Source organism: Aquimarina sp. BL5 (genome assembly GCF_003443675.1).
Taxonomy (GTDB): domain Bacteria; phylum Bacteroidota; class Bacteroidia; order Flavobacteriales; family Flavobacteriaceae; genus Aquimarina.
In genome coordinates this window covers 488,786-512,255 of record NZ_CP031963.1, presented here as the reverse complement: position 1 = coordinate 512,255, position 23,470 = coordinate 488,786, and the positions used below count along the sequence as shown (strand labels likewise).

Here is a 23,470-nt window from a genome sequence, read left to right as displayed (position 1 = left end):
AAATAATTACGATTGGCTTAACTCACTTTTATTCTTTTATTATCTTAAATATTGTACTAGTCCTTTTTCCACTTACTTTTCCATAATATATACCTGTACTAAATTCACTTATATCTATAATTTCATTATCGCTAGAAATTGATTTAGTAAGTACTTTACTTCCCTTGATATCATAAATTGTTATGATTGAATTTGCAGCATTTTGAATAGTAGCTGTTGTCTTTACAGGGTTTGGATATATAATTATATCGGATGTAATTTTAATAGTATCAATATCACTATTATTACTTCTCAAACTTGTATTGAATTCGATCCAGTTAACATTGAATAAATAACCACTTCCACCTGTAAATACTAAGTATATATCCTGTGTTCCACTAACATTACTAATGTCTGTGTTTACTGTAGTCCAATTCTGAAATCCACCGGTGTTACTTACATTAACAGACCCTATTAATGTTCCCGTAAGACTTCCAATACGAACCTCCATAGTTCCTCCAGCATTTCTTGTCGCAATACATGCATCCATATTAGAAATACCTGAAAGATTAATATTATCAAAGCGGAGCCAATCTCCATTATTTATCCATCCCACATTTTCTCCACTTTCTGTGCTGTTTTCCGTTTGAATGCCTGACATATCATTATAATCTTCTGCTTCTAAACGAATATCTACGGTAGCTATAGGAGTTATATACCATTGTAAATTCTGACTAGAAGAACTTGAGTTCCATAGATTAACATCTCTGCCTTCTACACCTCCTGATCCACCATTGATTGCGAATCCAGTTGCATTCCTTTTAATCAGCTTATAACCACCATCAGCCAGAGCTATTTTTTGCCATTGTTGATTTTGATTGGTATCATTCGTTTCCCACAAGTATACAGTTTGATTATTCGCACCTCCGTCATCTCCGTCAAGACTGTAATTGGTTCCATATTTCTGATAAGAATAATATCCATTTCCACGATCTATTTCGACCCAAAGTTGACCTTCGTCAGAGGTGTCGGCAGAGGAGAGGGTTACATTTTGTCCATTCGTTCCGCCAGTACCTCCATCAATAGCAAATCCTGTAGTATTACGTTTAGTAATATGAACTAAAGTTTCATTTATAGGGGAATTATCCAATATTTCGTAGTCAAAGGTTTCCCATGTTCCATCAGCATTTCCTAAAGGAAAAAGAGTACTGTTATCCACGTTCCAATTTGCTTGAACCCATCCATTATTGAATAGACTTTTCAGTGCTACTTGATTGGCACCTTTTGGTTCCCATCCAAAATTCTCCCAGGTTCCCGGAGCATTCCCATTTGCACGGATTGCTGCATTTGTATTCGTCCCAACTACTTGAACATATTTATCTGTAGCTACTGATCTAAGAGCGATGCATCCATTAGTATGCTGTTCTAAATAAAACAATGCTCTGTCGGCTTCTTCTCCATTGGCGATGAGATTGGAATTGGAGCTGTCAATAGTAATCCACTTTTGATCACCTCCAGATTTTCTAAATGCAATTATTTCTCCTATTGGTGTATCAGTATCACAGGTTGGAGTAGAAGGATTATCACCCCATCCTAATGTTTCTAAATCCTCGGCCGGAAATTCCGTCTCGGATTTTATTCTCATATTACGATAGTATAATTCTGCACCTTCAGATTGTATTTGTATTTGACCACTAGTAACTGCATTTCCATTCCAAGTAGCATCTTGCAGTGCATTTACCATAACACCATTTACATAATGAATCGCTCTATCACCGATAACAATAACCTCTAATAAATTCCATTGTCCATTAGGTAATTCCGGGTTTGATCCTGCTCTTATTAATGTTCCGGTATTTAGCGGAGCCATAGGTGTGAATGTCAATCCACCGTTATTCTCTGAAGGTACTAAGCCCCGAGTACCTGCTAAACCGATATAATCTCCCAAGTCACCTTCTTGCACCTGAAACTCCAAAGAAGATTTCCAAACATCCCAAAACGATCCATGTTCTCCGTTACAGTGATAAAGAATACCACTGTCTCTTAACTGGTTTAATCTAGGTTCCCATTTTAATTCTCCCCATTTAAACTCCATACTAAGATGGTAATTCTCATATTCATTTAAAGTGGTAAGACCACCATATACTTCTCCTGTGATATATAATTGTTTTTCTCCTTCAACCCCTATAACTGAATATACATTTCTAGGATCATTTTCTAATCCAAGAGGAGTTCCTGATCCATTAGTTACATTATTACTGCTGCCAGGTAAACCTGTAGTAGTATGGGGTACTCCCATCCATATTTCCCAACATTCTAAATCATTTTCCAGTAAGTCTGTCCATTGATTAGTTAATGTCGCACCACAATCATTTATAATATCTGTATCCAATCTGTTAGCAGTCCAAAGCACCGCCTTTTCAATCATTTGCCTAAATGTTTGATTATTCTCATAAGTACTTCCATTATGACCTAGTGCTGTATAAAATGACCTTCCACCATCGAACTCTTTTAACCAAGTTATTGGACGAGTGGCATCGTAACTTTGATTACCTGTAGCTTGAACTTCTAACAGGTTTTGATTTGTGTTACTTAATTGACCTCCATTAAGCTCCCAATAGTACCATTCTTCTTCATGTGACCAAGTATCTCCAGCATTCCCAATGTGATCAGTAACAGGATGATTTACCAACAAATTCATAACTCCTGGTAAATTATTAGAAGTATGATTAGGACTTGTTTGAACAATTGCGCCAACTAACTCATTATACCATGGCCAAATCGACGCAGCATTCGTACCTCTGTAGGTATCGGTTGCAGAATGAAAACCAACAAAACCACCTCCATTTTGTATAAAGGATTCCATGGCGGCTTGTTGACTATCGTTTAGAAGATCACCACCAGTTGTATTAGAGAAAACTATAACTTCATAATTAGCTAAATTTTGCGTTGTAAACACAGATGCATCTCTTGTGGCATCTACAGACCAAGTATCATGACCGACATTAGATCCCAATTCTTCCAACATTGTGATACTGGCATTTATCGCACCCGTATGTCTAAATCCATTAGTTTCATGAAAAACTAATACATTAAAATCTTGGCCATATGTAAACTGAATCAACAAGGAAAAAAAACAGACAGCTAACAGGAGCACTTTATTCTTAAATTGAGATATCTTTTTCATAATTTTTACTTTAACTAATTTACTTCTTTATAATTTTTAAGATCGTTTTATCCTTTTGTGATAACACCTTAGCATAATATAAACCAGTTGGTAAATTGCTTAAATCTATAGTTTCAGTGTTATTAGCGATCGTTGCACTATATACTTCTTTACCATTTACATCATAAATACTAATAACAGAATCTGCTGCTCTCTCAATAGTGATAGTATTTACTACTGGATTTGGATATAAACTAGGTGTTAGAAGTTTATTATCATTTACTGAAAGTAAGGTTTCTTCTGAGAAGTTAAAAGAATCAATATCTAACAAATATCCTGGATCTCCAGTAAATACAAAATAAATATCTTGCACTCCTGTTACCAATGAAATATTTGTTGAAACCGTTTCCCAGCTAGTCCATGATCCTGTATTCGGAACTTCTAAAGTTCCTAGCAAATTACCTGTAATACTTGTTTGTCTTATTTCTATATTTCCACCTGAATTTCCACTAGATACTAATGCAGATATTGATGTTGCTCCTGATCTAAAATCTATTCCTTCAAACTTTATCCAATCACCATCTTCTATATAACCCACAGCATCACCAGTAATTTGTACTCCTAACATATCACAAAAATCCTCTGCTTCAATTTGTGTAAATGCATCCTGACTGTCGCATGATGGAACAATATCGTAACAGTCATCAGCATAAGTAATATCATTGTTATCACCATTATCACTTACTGGTCCACAGCTAATTATTGTATTTCCACTGGCAGATGATTCTAGAATAATCCGATATTCTGTTTCGTTTACAATGGTAGAGTTATCGCCTGTGATTACAATGGCACGTGTTTCGTCAGTATCCAATGGACCTGGCGTTCTGTGAAAAATAATGTTATGGTTATTTCCTAGAATATCTGCTATATTATGAGGACCAATAGCATTAGGAGAAGGTATAATCGTCATTTCAATATTTTGACGAGAACGACTTAAACGAAAGTCACTTAAGGGAGCATATGTGAAGTTACCACTAGATCCAGTAATTGTTCCACCTGCAGGCATATTATAATTCGTCCCACCAGAACCACAATCAATAGCTTGGCTGTTTTTTACTGTTGCACTAGAAGCTAAGTAAAGACGAATACCGCCTCGCATTTGTTTTACTGTACAGTTTTCAACGGTTACACTTCCCGTATTATTATATGAACGAATTCCATCTTCAGAAAGAGGATATACGTGGTTATAAGGAATATCATAGGATTCTTCAAAAGGTAATCTCCAAGAACCATCTCCTGTTGGAAATTTATAATCTGTTAAATAGGGAAGGTCATAGGTTTCTGTGTCATTATACATATCGTCACTCAGGCGCATTCTACCTTCTATATAACAATTTTTAATTGTCGTTTCTGTAGCTCCACTTTGCATGAAAATACCATGACCAAAAGCATAATGATACATTGTAATACCATTTAGAGTATTTCCAATTCCTCCACCATCAATTCCTGTAACTAAAATTCCGCAGCGTTTGCTCAAGCCAAAGGTGTTTTGTGAGCCAATACCATATTGACTTCCATAACCATAAGGAAAAGATCCTTTTACAATCATTTCGAGACCTTCTACTAAATTCTGATTCCCTGTAATTGAAATAATAGGATCACCTCTTAACCCGTACGCCAAATTATCTCTATCGTTATTGTAAGCACTAAAATCAGTTACTTCGTCCAAACCATTTCTATAGAAATCTTCAATAGCACCATTTCGTATAACATTATTATCACCAGAAATAATAAAATAAACCTCTCTAATAGATCCAACCAAGGTATTAATACGTGCTCCTGTCATATCTATGGTATTACCAGACCCAGTACAATTAATAACTCTAGAATTGCTAGGTAAATCTTCTAGATAGTAGTTACCTGCTTCTAAAACAATCTCTTGATTACTATTTTGAACCGCGATTCGAAATTCTTCTAATGAACTCACAACGGTTGTTTGTGCATTTATAGAATGAGTAGGATATAATAACACTATTAAAATAGGAAGTATTATATATTGGTATTTCCGTTTTAGTTTTTTGCAATTTATCTTTAATAAGTAATGAGGACGAATAGCTTGCATTAGGTAGTTGGTTAATTGGTTTTACTAGATTAACCAAACTATAAATTGGTCAACCAATTATCTAATGTATACAACCGTATAGTATTTCAGAATTCCTTTTTAGAATTCGTAAGTAATCCTTTAGAATATGAAGGCGATATAATGAAATCAAAAACTTGAATTATTTGGCTTAGCATATTTTTCCTATGAAATTATGATTATGCATAGAATTTTCAATGTTTATAGAATGTATCGAAGGGAATGAACCATACTTTGTGCAGAATAAGAAGTTTACAAGGATAAAAAATCTTCTTCAAAACTAGATATAAAATCATGAATATACTTCTTATTTCTGTGCTTCTTTTTTACCACTAAGAAATGATTACGTTTTAAGCCGTTTTTACTAATACGTTTAAAAACAACATCTTCAGATAGTTTAAAAGAGTTTAATTGCCATTTTGGAGCACACATAACCCCCATATTTGCCTCAACCATTGATAACGTAATTTCTGTAAATGGAATAGCAGAAATCTTTTTAGGATTTATTTTATTAGATTTTAAGAAGTGTTCATAAACGTATACACCTTCTAGAGGAAAAGAATTTATCAATAAGTGTAAATCTGAAAAATGACTCGCTTCCAGATATTCCAGACTATTAAGGAGGTTTTCTTTATGTATAACAGCAAAAATCTCGTCTTCAAAAACTTTAATACTTGTTAATTCTTCAGAGGCAGGTTTAGATGTAACAATAGCAATGTCTATTTCTGAAGATAATACTTGTGATATTGTTTGATGTGTTGCGCCAAGAGTAACATCTATATCAATTTCTGGATAAAGTATTCCCATTTTCTGAATGAAAGATGGGATAGCATGGAAAAACGACTGACATTCTGCGCTCAATTTAATAGCACCTTTTGAACCTTCCATAATATGTTTGATGTTACTAAAACCTTCATCAATTGATTGAAATAGCTTATTTGCCAATTTATATAATTCAGAACCTTCTTGGGTTAACTCCCATTTATTTCTTGATCTGTGAAAGACTTTAAATCCTAATCGTTCTTCTAACTCACGTAATTGATGACTTAAAGCGGACTGTGTTAAAAACAGTCGTTCGGTAGCATTAGCAATACTACCTTCTTCTGCAATTGTTTTTATTAATCTGTAATATTTAAGTTCCATACCTACAAAGATAGAATAGTTGCTTATAAGTTTTAGTTGAAATAATTTCAACTAAAACTTTAAATAGCTCAATTTAGAAACCATAGAATTCTTACTATACATCATAGTTTTGTCTATACTAATTATAAGATTATGAAAACGATAGGATTGATAGGAGGTATGAGTTGGGAATCTTCAAAACTGTATTATGAGTTTTTAAATACCAAAGCAAAAGACTTGTTAGGAGGCTCACATTCTGCAAAATGTGTGATGGTTTCAGTAGATTTTGCAGAGATTGAACGATTAACTTTTAAAGGTGATTGGGATGCTATTGGAATACTTATGAAACATGCAGCGCAACAGTTAGAAAGGGCGGGAGCTGATATAATTTTACTTTGTACAAATACTATACACTTAGTAAGTCATTATATTTCTGAAAATGTGAGTATTCCGTTTATGCATATTGCTGCCACTACTGGTGAATCCATCAAAAAAATAGGTTTAAAAAAAGTAGCATTATTAGGTACGAAATTTACAATGGAAAAAGATTTTTATACAAAATCATTAATAAATGATTTTGGACTGGATGTTTTAATTCCTGATGAGCATGATAGACAAGTTGTTCACGATATCATTTATAACGAATTAGTAAAAGGGCAATTTACAAATACTTCAAAACAAACAGTTATAGAGATAGTAAAAGAATTGCAAAATCAAGGAGCGCAAGGTGTTATTTTAGGTTGCACAGAATTACCAATACTAATTTCGGAGTTAGATGTAGCTATTCCAATTTTTGATACAGGCAAAATTCACGCGTATGAAGCTATTGAATGGAGCTTAAAGAGCAGATAGTTTATTATGGAGTTATATTTTAAAAAATTAAACAATCTATTTACTAAACTCTTTACTATGTATATAAAAGCCATGAGTAATTGTTTGTTAAAATCAGAAAAAAACGATTCTTCATATGAGGACAATATTGGTAGAATGATTCATAAATAAATACATAGACTACAGTCAATATATAACGAATACTATAAAATCAAAACAATAAATTATGAAAACAACAAAACTATTATCCATTTCTAGTATGTTCTTTTTACTAATTACATTACAGTTATTGTCGCAAGAAAAACTATTAAAAGATCATATTCTTTTTTACAGTTCTTTTGATGGGAGGACATCTGCCGACCTCGCTATAGGTGATTCTTATATATATACCGTAGTAGACTATAAAAAAAAGGCTAATGCAAAAAAAGGACTACATGACCCGAACGTTGTTTTAGCCAAGAATAAAGGTATTTTCGGCGACGCGATTCAGTTTAAAGAAGCAAAAACATCCGCTGTTTTTTATAAGGCTTATAAAAATGTGGGATATAATAATACCTCATGGAGTGGTACTATATCATTTTGGCTACGCTTAGATCCCAACAAAGAGCTAGCGCCTCATTATTGTGACCCCATTTGTATTACAGACTCTAAATGGAGTGACGCTGGCCTATGGGTAGATTTTACAGATCATAGTCCAAGACAATTTAGGTTAGGAGCGATGGGGGATATTGCAGTTTGGGACCCAAAAAATGATAGTAATGAAACAGATTGGAATAAACGAACAGTAACTGTAAACCCATCTCCATTCCAATCAAAGACATGGACACATGTCAGCATTGTCTTTTCTAAGGTGAACACAAAAACAGAATCTGAGTTTAAATTATATATTAATGGTCAACTCCAAGGTGTCATAAAAGGTATTAATGATCCTTTTACTTGGGAAGCAGAAAAAGGAAAAATTATGCTAGGCTTAGGATACATTGGCTTCTTGGATGAACTTACCATATTCGATAAGGTATTAAATCCTGAAGAAATAATCGCTGTATACGAACTAAAAAAAGGTATACAAACGTTACTCAAATAACCTGTTGATAACTATCAAGAATAAAGGTTAAAATATACAATCAACAACCCTCAACCTAAGCAAAGGGTTATTGATTTATAAATTCATATTTTCAATAATTGAATAGAATCTAATTTTGCTTTAGCAGCTTCGTACGTTTTTTTCAAGCTTTCACTGTTTTCAAAGTATTTTCCGTAAGTCTTTGCCTTTTCAATAGACTTCATTGTTTTTTCATAAAGACCATTTTTGTAATAAGCGATGTGCTCGTATTCTGCAAAATAGATATCATTTTTAGTTTTTGCGCCATGTTTTTTGGCCAATTCTAGATATGTTAATGCCTTTTTATATTGTTTCTTTTGATAATACATAACCGATATGAATTCATATCCTTTTGGTAAATTATGAATTAATTCTGTACTCTTTTGGTAACATTCTAAGGCCTTATCATATTCATCATTATAATAATATGCCATCCCTAAAGACCAAATAGCAGCGGCGCTATCAGGATATATATCTACTACTTTTTGAAAATACTTTTGAGCTTTTATATAATCTTCTTCTACCAAAAGAGAATACTCTGCTTGTATAAGATCTCGTTCAGATTTTAATGTAGTTTTTTTAGAAAGATTGTAGGCTTTAGTAACCAGTTTTTTATATTCTTCTGGATCCTGTACATAAAAACCGCTCATTAAAACACCACTAGGGTAGTTGGGATCTAATTCTATAATTCTAGCTGATTTTTTTTGATACTCTTTTTTATTACCGTAAAAGTAAAAGTTTAGTTCTAGGTCATTTAAGAGTTGATGTACTTCTGGCACTTTAGAATCTACTGCTAATGTAAAACCATAGGTATTTAAATCTGAAGGAGCATATTTTTTTACGAATTCATCTTCGATTTCACGTTCTGTTTTTTGTGCTTGACAGGAGCATAGGCAAATGACTAATAATATCGTACTGAACTGTTTTAACATAATTATTTTTTTAATTAATTTATGTCAAAAGTAGATGCATTGTGAATGGCTTTTTTAAAAAATAGAGAATAGAGGGTTAAGTAGTGACAAAAACAGCAAAAGGGTATAGCAATAGCTTAGATTAAGACATTTTTAGTACTGAAGAGATCTTATTAATATAACTTGATCCTACTGGAATCTCTAATTCTTCTATTTCTACATCTTTTTGGGTATAAGCTGTTACTTTGTTTATAGCTATAATATAAGAACGATGTATGCGAATAAATAGATGTGAAGGAAGTTGTTTTTCTACTTTACCAATATTACCTTTTACAACTATTCTTTGATTTTTGGTATGAATCCTAACATAATCTTTTAAACTTTCAATATATAGAATATCATTAAATACAATTTTAATATGTTTCTTATTTACATTAACATAGAAAAATGTATTACTTTCTTTTTGGTTGTTTATTGATTGATTAGTTACTTGAGTTCTTTCATAATAGCGATCAACAGCTTTTACAAATCGATCAAAAGAAATTGGTTTTAATATATAATCTACAATGTCTAAATCATATCCTTCGATAGCATATTCTCTATAAGCCGTAGTAATAATTACTTTTGGAGGGTTTTGGAGAGTTTTCAGAAAATCTAATCCTTTTAAAACAGGCATTTCAATATCTAAAAAGAGTAAATCGATTTCCTCTTTTTTCAGTACTTCGAAAGCTTCAACAGCACTGTAACAACTAGCTACAACATCTAAATCATTAAGCGCTTTAATATGATTTTTTAGTAAATCTATTGCGGGAGACTCATCATCAACCAGTAAGCATCGTACCATATTAATCTATGTTTAAAGTTAGTTTTAAGCTAAAAGACATATCGAATTCTTCAATTTTAAAAGTATGCTGTTTGGGGTATATTAAATCTAATTGTCGTTGAATATTGGTAAGACCAATTCCGTTTTTATAAGTTTTTGTCTTATTACTTAATTCCGTATTTGGTTTTGTATTCCAAACACTAAATTCTATATGACTATCTAACTGCAATAACTCTATTTTTATTTTTTCTACACTATCCCTAACACCATGTTTAAAAGCATTTTCTACTATAGATAGCAGCAATAATGGTGTTATTGATAATCTATTTTTAGAAAGTTTTTTTTCAAATTTCACTTGTAATCGTTTACCATACTTAATTTGCTCTAAAGCTATATAATTATCTATAGTATGTACTTCTTCTGTTAAAAGAACTGATTGATGTTGACTTTTATATAAAATATAATCTAATATTTCAGAAAGTTGTAATACCATATCTGGTGCTTTAGGAGATTTGGCTATCACGTAAGAATATAAATTATTTAATGTATTAAATAAAAAATGAGGGTTTAGCTGTGCCTTTAGATATTTAAGTTCTGTAGCTATTTTTTCTTTTTCTAACTGAAGTATTTTCTCCCTTTCTAATTCTTGCTCTTTATTAGTTTTTAAAAAAAACATAATCAACGCGGGAAAATGAAACGAAAACATATAAAAAGGAAAATCTACAAAACTAATTAATGGGTAAGGGCCTTCCGAACAGTACTTATCCAAATGATAATACCCTATCAACCGAAATAAAAATACTGATAGTATGATCATAAAAACCATAGACCCTCCAAAGGCAAGATATTTTTTTTTCTTTAGATAATAAGGAACTTGCCAATTATTAAAAGCGTAGGCAGCCATTATTAATAAAGGGAACTTAAATAATGTTGTTTCTAAAGATTGTTCGAACAACTCTGAACTACTAGAGGCAAAGACATAAAAGAGAAAAATTATAATCCAAAAAACTATATGCATTTGGATAATTTTTTTATTAAAATTCATATTTGAAATATAGATAAATTATAATTTTAATGATTATAAAGTATATGTTTATTTACCCTAAGTCTATGAAGAGTGGATAACTGTATAAAAACACAAAAATAAGGAGGTATTCGCTATACTTAGTCAGTTATTACCATTTCATCTATTTCATGAAATAAGGCAACTGTTGTTTTTTATATTGGCAATTCTTTTTAAAAAATTAAACCTAATATGTTAAGATTAAAAATAATAATTGCAATAATCTTTATTGCCGGAGCCTTGTTTAGTTGTTCATCTATAAAAAGATTAAGTAATAGACCAATAGGCTTAATAAATAATGTCTCTTATAAAGATTCATCATTTGATAATCCAAACGCGTCTAATGGATTTTTGGTAGAATATGAAAATCGCGTCTATGGAGTTACCGCTAAACATATTCTTATCATGGCAAAAACGGACAAGATGAAGTTTGTTGATTTTGAAGGAGAATTAAAACAATGGAAAATGCATCCTAAAAATGACAGTAAGAACTATGTTATTTTAGATAAACTCTTAAGTACAAATAGAAAAGATTCACTTACCTGGAGTTATTTGGATACCAATTGGGACGCTTTTAATGATTGGTTAGTGTTTTCAGTTAAAGAAAATAAAACAACCCATAAACCTTTAAAGTTTAGAAAAAAACCACTTAAGAAAGACGAAAATGTATACGTGATTGGCTGGTCATATAAAGATAGCATCGGTCCACAGCGTCTGTATACCTATAAGTTTAATGAAATAGAGGGTAATTACTATAATTTGAAGCAGATAGAAGGGCCTAAAAGTTTAGGAGGATTAAGTGGTTCGCCTGTAGTAGATAAAAAAGGAAGAGTAGTGGCTTTAGTAAGTTCTGGTTGGGAGGATGAAAAAACTAAAGAGGTTTTTATACAAGCTACCAGTATAAAAAATACCATTGAATTTATTTCTAATCTAAACTGATCTTAAACCTTCAATAACGACAAATCTGTACATCAAAAAGATTTATGAAAAGAGTATTAGTTATAATAATGATACCGGTTTTTATTTTCAAATTTATTGATTGAGAATTGGATGATTTTATTCTTAAAGATTAGACAAAAGCTATTCTAAAACCACTTTGCTTTTATGTCCTTATATTTTGTTCTTCCAATAGGAATACGTTCTCCATTCTTTAGCTCGGCAATATATTTACTTCCGGAGGAGACACTAATGTTTGTGATTTCAGCCATTTTTACTAAATAGGATTTATGGATACGTTCGAAAGTAGGTGATAACAGTTGTTCTAGTTTTTCGAGGGATTTATCATGTAAGGCCTTGTTCCCATCTACCAAAACAAGCTCTGTATAGGTTCCGGCACCTTTGATATATACAACCTTTTCCATAGGGATTAACTGTACTTTGTGTCGTTTTTTTACGGCTAAATATTTAACCGTGTTTACAGTAGTGGTTTCTTTTGTAGTTATTCTCTGTACCGCTTGCTCTAACCGCTCTTGATTAAAGGGTTTGGGTACAAAATCCAACACTCCATATTCAAAGGCAGTAATGGCCTGCTCTTTATAGGCAGAAATAACGATGGTATGAAAGGATTTAGACACTGCGGTAGTGAGCAAGTCAAAACCACTGTGACCGTTCAGATTTAAGTCTAACAGCACAAGGTCTAATGTCTTATTTTCAATAAACGTTACCGCCTCCTGCAGCGTGTTGATATGTTTGATCGATTGTAAGGCACCGCCAACAATCGTACGTATCATACGTTCGATTCTTTTGGCGATTCTGGATTCGTCTTCAACAATTAAAATGTACATCTCCTTACAAATATAGGGTTATGGTATTTTTCCATCCATGGGTTAACGGTTCTGAGGTAAATTCCCATTGATCATGATAACTCTCGGTTAGTCGCGCTTTGATATACTTAAGTCCTGTTCCTTCCTTTATATTTCCTTCTTGTCTTACAGTTTCAGCAACCGTTAGAAAAGTATAACGATTATACTCCCGATTCGATTCAAATAATAGTGTAAACGTAATACTATTATCTTCCAGTGGCAAGCTGTGGGTAATTCCGTTTTCTAATAAAGTATGTAAAATTCCGGGTGGTATGTTTTGCGCTGAATCGATACCTTTTTCTTCCCAGAAATAGTTAATTTCTTTTCGGTATTCCATAATCTCCAAATGCGAACGGCAGAGTGCAATCTCCTGTTTTATAGGGATCAATGTTTTATTTTCGATCTGATTTAGCAAATCAAATTCTTTGGCCAAGGCTTCTATAAACAACACCCCTTTTTTAGGACTTTCTTCTACCCAATCTATTAATGATGTTAGAGTATTCATAAGAAAATGCGGTTGAATGTTCTTTTTTAATAATTCGAGCCGTAGGCGAGTGGATTGTACTAATGAAGTTTCATAGGCCAATCGTTGTTCTTTGATCCGTAACGAGAGTACGTACAACATGCTTAATAGGATAAGACTAAACCCCACAAAAAGACTGATGCCAAAGGAAACCGTATAACGGATAATGATACAAACGAGTAGCGTAAGTACTACTAGCAGGGCGCCTTTCCCTTTTTTATATGCGCCATAGATCGCTATACCTAAAGAAAACACCCATAAGCTAACCATCATATTATAGGCCGTAAAATCAAAGGAATGGTGCTTAAAAATATACAGGGATAGTAAAACCACCCCATAAATTCCTAAGAAAAGTTTCTGTTTGGGGTAGGGAAACTGCATAGAGAAATAGAGCGGAATTAAAAAAGAAATTCCAAACATGATACCGGTGATCACTTCTAAGCGTATTACGTGCAGGCTGTAATGGATAGGTATAGTTGTTCTTACAAAATGGGTCATGGTTAAGCTAAAAAAGAGAAAACAACTGATACTAAAAATAAGCATAGGGAACTCTTTTTTGTTCCCTAAGAATAGAAACAGAAAATATATAGCTGCAATGAGGAACGCTCCGGCAAACACGTGCATATAAGAGTTTTTGATAAGCCGATCAGTGACCAGATCGTTGTATTCATCAATCTTAAACTCATGAATACCTATGTGATCCGGATAATAATAATTACTTAGGCGCAAGGCGAGTAAGTGTTCTCCTTTGTTAGTCAAATGGTTAGGAATCGTAAAAGTAGTCCACAATTCACCTTCAGGCGGTACATCTACTTCCCGACCTGGGTTTCCGTTTCTACCAATCAACACCCCATCCCAAAATACTTCATACGCTCCGTAAACTTCTAAACGAAGGCCATAAGGCTGTAGGGATTCTGGAGCCTTGAGAATCTTGATGGGAGTCCTGGACCAGAAAATCTGTCCATCCGGAACCAATTTCATTCTTTTTTTCCAATTCGTATCATTCCAGTTTTTGGTAGCCCATGCCGGTTGATCTCCTATTTGGTATAACGTTTTATATCTTTTGAACACAGGATTTCGATCACTTTTAGTACAAGAAGTCCCAAGTAGCAATAGAAATATCAAACAAGACAAAAACCTTAGGTTCATGTGGTTACGGTTTAAGGACGCAAGATACTCATTATAATAGGTCTGCTTAGAGTAGTTCGTGAGTATATAGAGCAGTTGGCATAAAATAAATTCCATACATGAAATAAAAAAACATCCTTTGTATGACATAAAACTTGTAAAGAGAAACACTGAAATGAAAACCCATAATTTAAAACAAGCAACAACCGTATTCTTGTTCACTTTCTTATATGGTTGTATTGCTACGAGTCAGCGAAGTGATACGGCTACATCATCGCCTTATACCATCGGATATACGTCATTACCTTCAGGTATTATAGAAATCTATGAAGGAACTGCTGAAGGTACATCAACTATTACAAGTACCCAAGAGAATGGAGGTTATGTAGCGTGGTCTCCTAATGGAAAAAAAATTGCTTTTTATGGCAAATACGATGATAAAAAGACCTGGTCTATCCGTACGATGCATATTGATGGTACAAATAGAAAACGATTAACGCACGCAAAAAACAAATGGGATAATGCACCGGATTGGTCTCCCGATGGAAAAAGCATTGTGTTTGCCAGAGAGTATAAAAATTCAGAGGGATTTTGGTATCCGGAAATTTGGATCATGAATGCTGATGGTAGCGAACAGCGGCAGATCACTTCACTAAGAGGAAGTAATCCTATTTTTACTCCAGATGGTAGGATTGTCTTTTCGTGGGAATTCGAAGATAAGACTAGTGCGATAAGTATCGTCGATATTGATGGGAAAAATGTCATTCGGTTGACACATCATAGTGCGCAAGAATGGCACCCAGAAGTTTCTCCTGATGGCAGTCAAATTGCTTTTATGTCTGATAGAGATGGAAATTTTGAAATTTATGTGATGGATATCGATGGCTCTAATCAAAAACGATTAACCAATAATAATGTCGATGATTGGTATCCATCGTGGTCCCCGGATGGATCTCATTTAATTTTTTCGGCAGCTACAGGTGAAAAGAGGGAGGACAGAACTATTTATATGATGCATGCCAATGGTTCTTCCATTCGGCCTATCATTAAAGGAGGGGCTCAAGCTGCTTGGTTAAAAACGGTTAAATAAATAACTTATAAAGCTTATAATTCAACTATAAAATTGATAAATATGAAAGATGTTATCCCAATAATTTCTGATGCACACTTATCTAAAATTCGGAATGTAAATAAAAACCTCAAGGAGACGTCACCGAATTTTAAAGAAACGTTATATAGTAGTTATCAATGGGGTGCAGTATTCGATGATGGCGATTTTTATAAAGGAGCACATGGAGGTCAAGGCCTTTATATCTAACCTTTGAAAGATTTGGTTATCGCATTTTTTGGGAACGTCTAATGCTGATCGTGAAAGGAGTCAACTTGATGTCATTTCTCGACAGCTTTCTAAATCTGCACTGTTTGATCTTGAATAAAATGACCTACAAAGCATACAGTACATCAAATATCTAGACATACATCTAAAACAATAAAAGCAATGAAAAACATAACAAGGCTAATGCTTCTAATTCTTTCTATACTATCACATAGTAGTTTCGCCCAACAAAGTAATAAACTCGCACCAGAAGCTACAGCTGTCGAAGCGAAAGGCTCATTAAGGGATATTCCGATACTCAAAAAAGCTTATTATGATGCAGCACCAAGGGATAGAAAAGATGGTATACCTGTTGGGAAATTAGACATTGATAGTGGAGATAAAGCAATGATTGTTAACCTAGCTAGAGAGATCGCAGAAAGTAAAGATAGTATCTTCGATAGTTTTCTTATTGCTCATAGGGGCAAGCTCCTCTTTGAATCTTATTATAACCGTGGTCGCATTAACTTAGCTCATCCACAAGCCTCTGCAACCAAAACTTATACAGGCTTAGCGCTTGGTCGTGCCATCCAACTAGGGTATCTATCCATGGACGATTTAGACAAACCCTTAGTCAGTTTCTTGAAAGATCTGGATCCAACAAAATTTGTTGAAGGTGCAGAAAAAATAACTCTATATCAAGCATTGACCATGACCACAGGCATTCATATCAATGATAAAAACCGGAAAAGAATACAGAACAATCCAGAAAGATTGAAAGGTCAAGGGCAAGTTCAAGCGCTTTTTGAGTATAGTGATCCTATTACTGCAGAAACACAACTGTTTCGTTACAGCCCTGGACCTCAATTAATAATGCAAGTTATTAATGTTATCGTGCCAGGAACAGCTAAAGACTTTATAAAAAAAGAATTCCTCGATAAATTAGGCATCATAAATTATGATTGGCCAACTGCTCCAAGTGGCTTACCTGAATCTGGATGGAAAGTAAGCATAACATCACGAGATATGATTAAAATTGGAACATTGGCCATGAACAAAGGTCAATGGAAGGGAGAACAACTAATTCCAGAAGCCTTTATTAACAAAGCAACTAGCAGGATCAATTATTCTGGGGATGAAGATATTTTTGGTGGTGGCAAAGATGTTTCCAATCAGGGATACGGTTATTTCTGGTGGAGTGCGGATTTGAAAGTTGGTAACAAAAGTTATTTTGCCGCAAGTGCTCAAGGAGGAGGAGGTCAGTATATCATTTTAATTGAAGAGCTAGATCTCATCATAGTTGCTACAGGTCATAATAATCATGGTAACGGTGCTTTACAAATAACTGCAGAACACATTTTACCAGCTTTTATTAAGTAATTACAAACTACATAAAAATTTAAGCAATGAGAAAATCGTATTTTATTTTGATACTATCAGGAACGCTATTTTTATCTTACTGTAGTTCTAAAAAACAAGAATCAAAAACTAATGATTCATTAACTAAAACTATTGAAAAACCCTATCTCAGCCAAAAATTACCAGGTTTAATACCAGAAGTTTTTGCTCACGGTATGGTTTCAACAAAGCACCGTGATCTTAGTGCTTTTTTTACACCTGACATGAAAGAATTTTATTTCACAAGGAAATTTGAAGGAACAGAAAAGTGGTTCTTAATTGTTTATAAATTAGAAAACAATCAATGGAAAAAATCTGTTGTTGGTCCAAGAGTAGGTAGGCCAATCATTGCTCCGAACGGTAAGATCATGCATCTAGGCAGCAAATATATGGAGCGTACCCAGTCTGGATGGTCAGAAATAAAAAGTCTTGGTGCTCCTTTTGATTCTATTCCCATTATGCGTTTGACAGCTTCCACTGAGGGAACTTATGTTTTTGATGAGATAGGCATGCCAAACGGGGATGGTGTTATTCGCTATTCGCGATTAATAGATGGAAAACGTGATGAACCAAAGCCATTTCCAAAAGAGATTAATACAGGAAAATGGAATGCCCATCCTTTTATTGCACCGGATGAATCCTACATAATCTGGGATGGTGAAAGAGATAACGGATATGGTGATTCCGATTTGTATATCAGTTTTCGAAATCAAGAAGGTTCTTGGGGAACTGCCATTAATATGGGAGACAAGATAAATACTAATTCTTGGGAATCTGGAGGATACGTAAGTCCAGATGGTAAGTATTTTTTCTTTAACCATGGGGGAGACGGAGATGGAGATATATTTTGGGTAGATGCACAAGTTATTCAAAATCTCAGGCCCAAATAACAATCTATATATAGAAATATAAAAATATGAATTATTACTTTAATCATAAACAGTTAACTATTTATAATATAATCTGTTATGGAAACAAAAACATATACTATGAGAGTCTCTAAATTAGTATTAATATGTGTTTTATTATTTAATACTATTTCTGCACAGGAAAATATTGAAAACGATCATTCACCTATTGTGGAAAAGTCCTATTTAAAATTACCAAAGATCGAAGTGATCCCAATAAAAGATACTAAGACAGACAAAAATTATGAACTTTATATAAAGCTGCCTGAAGGATATTCAGAAAACAAGGATAAAAAATACCGTCTATTATATTTTACTGATGCCATGTGGCATGTCGAAATACTATCTGCCTCCACGGAATTCATGCTGGAAGATGTTATTCTAGTTGGAATTTCTTGGCAGAAGGACATCGCAAAAGATCTAAAGCAACAATATGGGGATCATGCCAGCCGATTTACTGATTATTCATTTTGGAAAAAAGCAAACCCTGATCATCCTAAATTGAAATTTGGTCAAGCTAAAAATCACTTGACATTTATTAGCAAAGAGGTTATCCAATATGTAGATAACAATTACCGCACTGATCCAGAAAGTCGTACCTATTTCGGTTACTCATTAAGCGGTGCATTCGGTGCTTATATATTGCTGACTCAACCTGATACTTTTGATAATTACATTCTTGGTAGTCCATTGAGTAAAGGCATAATCCCATACCTTTCTGAGATTAGTAGTAAACTCGAAGCTTTGGAGTCAAATAATAACAGTACATTAAATGTTAACGTATTTATTGCCTACGGCACATCAGAAAAAGAGAAAGCCGAACCTACCGCCGAATTTATTAATTTACTGGATAATAAAACTAATTTAGGTTTATCCATACAAAATAAAGTAATTGAAGGTGATCATCAAACCGCTTTCCCTATGATTGCTGTACAAAGTGTCGCTTGGTTAGCTAATTTGCTGAAAGACGGCTCTGAATAAAATAAATAATCCTCGGGAATTGCTCCGAGGATTATTTTACTTAATTATGTGCTTTTTTTTCCAGTTTAATCATCAATATATGGAGCTCCAGAAGCTTTCAATATGGATTCTAATTTGTCCATAGAGTTTTGAATTGCTTTTAAATCACTTTCCGCTTTAGCAAACATGGTATTAATTATTTGCATTTGAACTTTGTTAGTGTCTGTTGGTCCATAAGTTGATCGCTCTAGACTTAAATAAATTGTGAACATCTTATCATTAACTGAAGGTGGATTTTTTTCTCCAATTTCTGCTTTGGCCTGATTACCATAATAATCTGATTTTAACGTATTGATTTGATCTCTTATAGTCTTCAATTGTTTTAAACTCGTTTCTGGGTTGGCTGTACTATTCATTAGGGCTTTGTGTAATGCTTTTGTCTTTTTCTCAGCTTTAGCTATAGACAGATCAATCGCACTTGCAGTTCTCGAAGCAGCTTCATAACTACGCCAAAAAGCAGACGTTACTTCTGGTGTAGCTCCTGGTAACGTATTTTTATAGAGCGGTTTCACATTGAAATTTACCGGACCATCAAGTTGTTTTATAGTTCCGTTGTGTGATAAGTACATGGTTACACTATAAGTGCCAGGCGCTGCTAATAAACCTCTTGATTCATCTTTACTACTATTTTTGTCGTTTAGACCTATAGGATTATAATTTGGATATCTTAAATCCCAAGCAGTTCTGTTAATTCCAGACTTTGCTTCTTTAAAGATATTGCGTATCACTTCACCAGCCTGATTTTTTATCACAAAGACCAGTTGAGGTTTTTGTTCTAATTTTTCATCCTCTAATATCTTCCATCCTGGAAAAGGAATGTTCTGATTGTTAATATTCTTTTCTTTTGTTTTGCGCTGTTCTTTTTGCAATACAGGAGCTTGCTTAAGATAATAGGTGAATAGAGCACCAAAGTCGGGATTAGGCGCTACAAAATGCGAATCACCTTGACTTCCTTTATTCGCTTCAAAACTGAGTTGAGAACGTTGTATATACCACCAAGCATCACGAACTGGAAACAACTTGGCTTCGGCATTTAAAACCGTTGTAGAGATGTCTCTTAGGCCTGAATAATCATCTAGAATATAAAATCCACGACCAAAAGATGCTGCAACTAAATCATTTTCGCGTTTTTGTATGGCTAAATCTCTAAACGAAATTGTAGGCACATTTCCCTTTAAAGCTGTCCATTGCTTTCCTCCATCAACCGAAAAGAATAAGCCAAATTCGGTACCTATAAATAAAAGGTTTGGTGCAACATGATCTTGTACTAATCTCCATACCAGATGATTATCCGGAATGGTTTTAGTTAAAGATTCCCAAGTTTGTCCTTTGTTGGTGCTTTTATATAAATAAGGTTTAAAATCACCATATTTATGATTATCTAAAGCTACATAAACAGTGTTAGCATCATGCAAATCAGCTTTGATATCATTGACAAAAGCAGTTGATGGTACGCCTGGTAATTGATTCACTTTAATTTGTCTCCAATTTACACCTCCATTTTCAGTAATATTAATCATACCATCATCGGTACCGGCATAGAGAAGACCTTCTTGTTTAGGAGATTCTGAAAGTGACGTAATTGTATTGTAATTAGACATTGCGTAGACATCCCAAGCATTATCCCAAGATTGTTGTCTGCCCATTATAGATAAGGTAATACGCTCTTCATTTTTGGTTAAATCTTTAGATATAGCGGTCCAAGAATCCCCTCGATTTTCTGATTTCCAAACACGTTGTGAGGCAAAATAGATAGTAGACGGTTTGTGTGGACTTACTAATATAGGAGCATCCCAATTAAAACGTTGAATTGCGTCGCCCTCGGCTGGTTGTGGTTGTATGTCTACAGCTTCACCAGTTTTCATATCCAAACGCGAAAGCGTACCCTCTTGACGTTCAGCATATACAATATTTGGGTTTCCCGGTTCCGTGGCTGGTTGATGCCCATCCCAATTAAGAATCACACGCCAATCACTATTTTGTATACCATGAATGTTATCCGTTCGTGATGGACCTCCTTCGGTACTATTATCCTGAGTACCTCCATAAATATTATAAAACGGTTCGGCATCATCTATTGCTAGTTTATAAAATTGAGTTACAGGTAAGTTTTCAATGTATTTCCAAGATTTTGTTAAGTCAAAGGATTCATATAACCCGCCATCGGTACCAACAAGTAGGTAATTAGGGTCATTTTTTCTAAATGCTATGGCATGATTATCACCGTGCTTGTTTTTTCTATTCATTCTGTAGAAAGTCTTTCCACCATCTTCAGAAATTTGCATGGTATTATCCATAAGATATAACCGATCTTTTTGATGTGGTGAGGCATATAATTCTTGATAATAATGCGGACCCGTTCCACCACTAATAGTATTTGATTGTTTAGACCAAGAACTTCCACCGTCTTCGGAGCGATATAGAGCACCTGTTCTCCGGTCTAACTCAATTGCTGCATACAGTACATCTGGATTGTGTGGAGAAATTGCCAAACCTGTTTTACCCATAGATGTTTTTGGCAAACCATTGGTTAATTTCTCCCAAGTATCTCCGCCATCATCACTTCGATATAATGCTGTACCAGGACCATTACCGATATAAGCTGCTACAGTTCTGTGCCGTTGCCAGGTCGCCGCATACATACGATCAGGATTTCTAGGATCATATACTAATTCTGTAACACCTGTCCATGTATCATCACCAAGCGTTTTTGTCCAGGTTTTACCTCGATCTTTACTTTTATACAAGCCCCGCTGACCTCCTTTACTCCAAAGTGGTCCTTGTGCCGTTACCCAAATAATGTTACTGTTATCAGGATGAACTTTTACACGAGAAATATGTTGCGTTTCTTTAAGCCCCATATTAGTCCAGGTTTGTCCACCATCATCGCTTCGATAAACACCATCACCAAAACCAACATGACGTCCACCAACATCTTCACCTGTACCTACCCAAATGGTCTGCGGATTGTTAGGATCTATTGTAACAGTTCCGATAGAGTAGGAGGTTTCCTTATCAAATATAGGCACCCAAGTAGTCCCAGAATTAATAGTTTTCCATACACCACCAGAGCCTACGGCAACATACCAAATGTTTTCATTATTTGGATGAATAGCGATATCAGCGATTCGTCCGCTCATAAACGCTGGACCAATGCTTCTTAATTTAAGTCCATCAAAAGGATTTTCTGTAGAGGCTTTCTCTTGTGCTGAAGTCGAAAAAACCATTAAAAACGTAAGCATGAGTGTGCAAAAAATGTGTGAAAGTGTCTTCATTCTTTAAAGTAGTTCGTTAGATTATAAATTTAAAGAAAATCTGATTCATATTGTTTCCTAAAAGACAATATGAACACTATTACAACAAAAGTTTAACGATCTAAGTTTCTGAGTATTTTAAGCAGAGAAATGTTTTTTGGCTATTTTAAAAAGCTACAGCTCATGTGTTTGTGAGGATATGATTTCATAAGATTTTACTCTATACGCTTCTGAATAAACAAGTTATGTCAATATTTCGATTCAAAGACAAAATACTATATGCAAACCATAATCTAGACTAAACACAACTAAGTTGCTTTAATGTGGATTAATATTATATTTACCATTCAAATTAAAATCCTTAATAAAATAGAAGACTAGATTTACATTCTATAACTTCAAAATACATGATATCATTTTAATAAGTATTATAAGAAAATGTCAATAGCAAAAATAGGTATAATAACAGTAAGTGACAGATGCCATAAGGGCGTTTACGAAGACATCAGTGGAAAAGCTATAATTGATACATTACAGGACTATTTGGTTTCTGATTGGAAAAGCGTTTATAAAATAGTCCCGGATGAGCAGGAGGATATTGAAAAAACAATTATCGATATGGTTGATAATGAAAAATGTTGCTTGGTTGTTACCACAGGAGGGACTGGTCCAGCCAAAAGAGATGTTACACCAGAAGCTACAGAAGCCGTATGCGATCGTATGATGCCTGGTTTTGGTGAACTCATGAGAACCGAATCTTTGAAATTTGTACCTACTGCCATTCTATCCCGCCAAACGGCTGGACTTAGAAAAAACAGCTTAATTATTAATCTACCAGGAAAACCAAAATCAATTAGAGAATGTTTAGATGCCGTTTTCCCTGCAGTACCGTATTGTATAGACCTTATGAATGGTCCATATTTAGTATGTAATAACGAAATTATCAAACCATTTAGACCAAATAGCAAGTAAAACGTATAGGTAT

General features: G+C 34.1%; 18 protein-coding genes. 9 read left to right on the top strand and 9 right to left on the bottom strand.

The window, feature by feature from the left end; all coding sequences use genetic code 11:
• Positions 1-28 precede the first annotated feature (28 nt).
• The 3 genes from D1818_RS02360 to D1818_RS02350 all read right to left on the bottom strand — a co-directional run bounded on the left by D1818_RS02360 (position 29) and on the right by D1818_RS02350 (position 6,428).
• Positions 29-3,166: a ThuA domain-containing protein gene (locus D1818_RS02360; protein ID WP_118456019.1), complete on the bottom strand. Its 3,138-nt coding sequence runs from the start codon at positions 3,164-3,166 to the stop codon at positions 29-31.
• A gap of 19 nt (positions 3,167-3,185) precedes the next feature.
• Entirely contained in the window at positions 3,186-5,267 is a 2,082-nt protein-coding gene (locus D1818_RS02355; RefSeq protein ID WP_118456017.1) for a carbohydrate-binding protein, read from the bottom strand.
• A gap of 270 nt (positions 5,268-5,537) precedes the next feature.
• Complete coding sequence (locus tag D1818_RS02350; RefSeq protein WP_118456015.1) at positions 5,538-6,428, bottom strand: LysR family transcriptional regulator; 891 nt, start codon at positions 6,426-6,428, stop codon at positions 5,538-5,540.
• 132 nt (positions 6,429-6,560) lie between these two features.
• Here D1818_RS02350 and D1818_RS02345 point away from each other — a divergent pair, with 132 nt between their 5' ends.
• Complete coding sequence (locus D1818_RS02345; protein ID WP_118456013.1) at positions 6,561-7,259, top strand: aspartate/glutamate racemase family protein; 699 nt, start codon at positions 6,561-6,563, stop codon at positions 7,257-7,259.
• Between the two features lie 205 nt (positions 7,260-7,464).
• Positions 7,465-8,322: a LamG domain-containing protein gene (locus D1818_RS02340; RefSeq protein ID WP_118456010.1), complete on the top strand. Its 858-nt coding sequence runs from the start codon at positions 7,465-7,467 to the stop codon at positions 8,320-8,322.
• Positions 8,323-8,405: 83 nt separating this feature from the next.
• Here the strand turns inward: D1818_RS02340 and D1818_RS02335 are convergent, their stop codons facing one another.
• The 3 genes from D1818_RS02335 to D1818_RS02325 form a co-directional block, all read right to left on the bottom strand.
• Entirely contained in the window at positions 8,406-9,272 is an 867-nt protein-coding gene (locus tag D1818_RS02335) for a M48 family metallopeptidase (protein WP_118456009.1), read from the bottom strand.
• A 121-nt stretch (positions 9,273-9,393) separates the two neighbouring features.
• The gene (locus tag D1818_RS02330; RefSeq protein WP_118456008.1) at positions 9,394-10,095 is read right to left on the bottom strand and encodes a LytTR family DNA-binding domain-containing protein; all 702 of its coding nucleotides are present in this window, start codon (positions 10,093-10,095) and stop codon (positions 9,394-9,396) included.
• Between the two features lies 1 nt (position 10,096).
• Positions 10,097-11,092 (bottom strand): sensor histidine kinase, encoded by a 996-nt coding sequence (locus D1818_RS02325; RefSeq protein WP_158596959.1) that lies wholly within the window; start codon positions 11,090-11,092, stop codon positions 10,097-10,099.
• Positions 11,093-11,329: 237 nt separating this feature from the next.
• Here D1818_RS02325 and D1818_RS02320 point away from each other — a divergent pair, with 237 nt between their 5' ends.
• Positions 11,330-12,076 (top strand): trypsin-like peptidase domain-containing protein, encoded by a 747-nt coding sequence (locus D1818_RS02320; protein WP_118456006.1) that lies wholly within the window; start codon positions 11,330-11,332, stop codon positions 12,074-12,076.
• Positions 12,077-12,222: 146 nt separating this feature from the next.
• On the opposite strand, the gene D1818_RS02315 is transcribed toward D1818_RS02320, so the two are convergent.
• Both D1818_RS02315 and D1818_RS02310 read right to left on the bottom strand, forming a co-directional pair.
• Positions 12,223-12,921 (bottom strand): LytTR family DNA-binding domain-containing protein, encoded by a 699-nt coding sequence (locus D1818_RS02315; protein WP_118456005.1) that lies wholly within the window; start codon positions 12,919-12,921, stop codon positions 12,223-12,225.
• A 4-nt stretch (positions 12,922-12,925) separates the two neighbouring features.
• On the bottom strand, positions 12,926-14,611 hold the full coding sequence (locus D1818_RS02310; protein WP_158596960.1) for a histidine kinase: 1,686 nt from the start codon (positions 14,609-14,611) through the stop codon (positions 12,926-12,928).
• Positions 14,612-14,765: 154 nt separating this feature from the next.
• Between D1818_RS02310 and D1818_RS02305 the strand changes: the two genes are divergently transcribed.
• From D1818_RS02305 to D1818_RS02285, 5 genes are all read left to right on the top strand, one after another.
• Positions 14,766-15,680, top strand: coding sequence for a DUF5050 domain-containing protein (locus D1818_RS02305; protein WP_118456003.1), 915 nt, complete (start codon positions 14,766-14,768; stop codon positions 15,678-15,680).
• A 42-nt stretch (positions 15,681-15,722) separates the two neighbouring features.
• Complete coding sequence (locus D1818_RS02300) at positions 15,723-15,908, top strand: hypothetical protein (protein WP_118456001.1); 186 nt, start codon at positions 15,723-15,725, stop codon at positions 15,906-15,908.
• A 180-nt stretch (positions 15,909-16,088) separates the two neighbouring features.
• On the top strand, positions 16,089-17,285 hold the full coding sequence (locus D1818_RS02295; RefSeq protein ID WP_118455999.1) for a serine hydrolase: 1,197 nt from the start codon (positions 16,089-16,091) through the stop codon (positions 17,283-17,285).
• A 26-nt stretch (positions 17,286-17,311) separates the two neighbouring features.
• On the top strand, positions 17,312-18,193 hold the full coding sequence (locus D1818_RS02290) for a PD40 domain-containing protein (RefSeq protein WP_118455997.1): 882 nt from the start codon (positions 17,312-17,314) through the stop codon (positions 18,191-18,193).
• A gap of 78 nt (positions 18,194-18,271) precedes the next feature.
• Complete coding sequence (locus D1818_RS02285; protein WP_199726281.1) at positions 18,272-19,192, top strand: alpha/beta hydrolase; 921 nt, start codon at positions 18,272-18,274, stop codon at positions 19,190-19,192.
• A 65-nt stretch (positions 19,193-19,257) separates the two neighbouring features.
• Here D1818_RS02285 and D1818_RS02280 read toward each other — a convergent pair whose 3' ends face one another.
• Entirely contained in the window at positions 19,258-22,506 is a 3,249-nt protein-coding gene (locus D1818_RS02280) for a glycosyl hydrolase (protein WP_118455993.1), read from the bottom strand.
• 417 nt (positions 22,507-22,923) lie between these two features.
• On the opposite strand from D1818_RS02280, the gene mog reads away from it, so the two are divergent.
• Entirely contained in the window at positions 22,924-23,457 is a 534-nt protein-coding gene (gene mog / locus D1818_RS02275) for a molybdopterin adenylyltransferase (RefSeq protein ID WP_118455991.1), read from the top strand.
• The last annotated feature ends 13 nt before the right edge of the window (positions 23,458-23,470 follow it).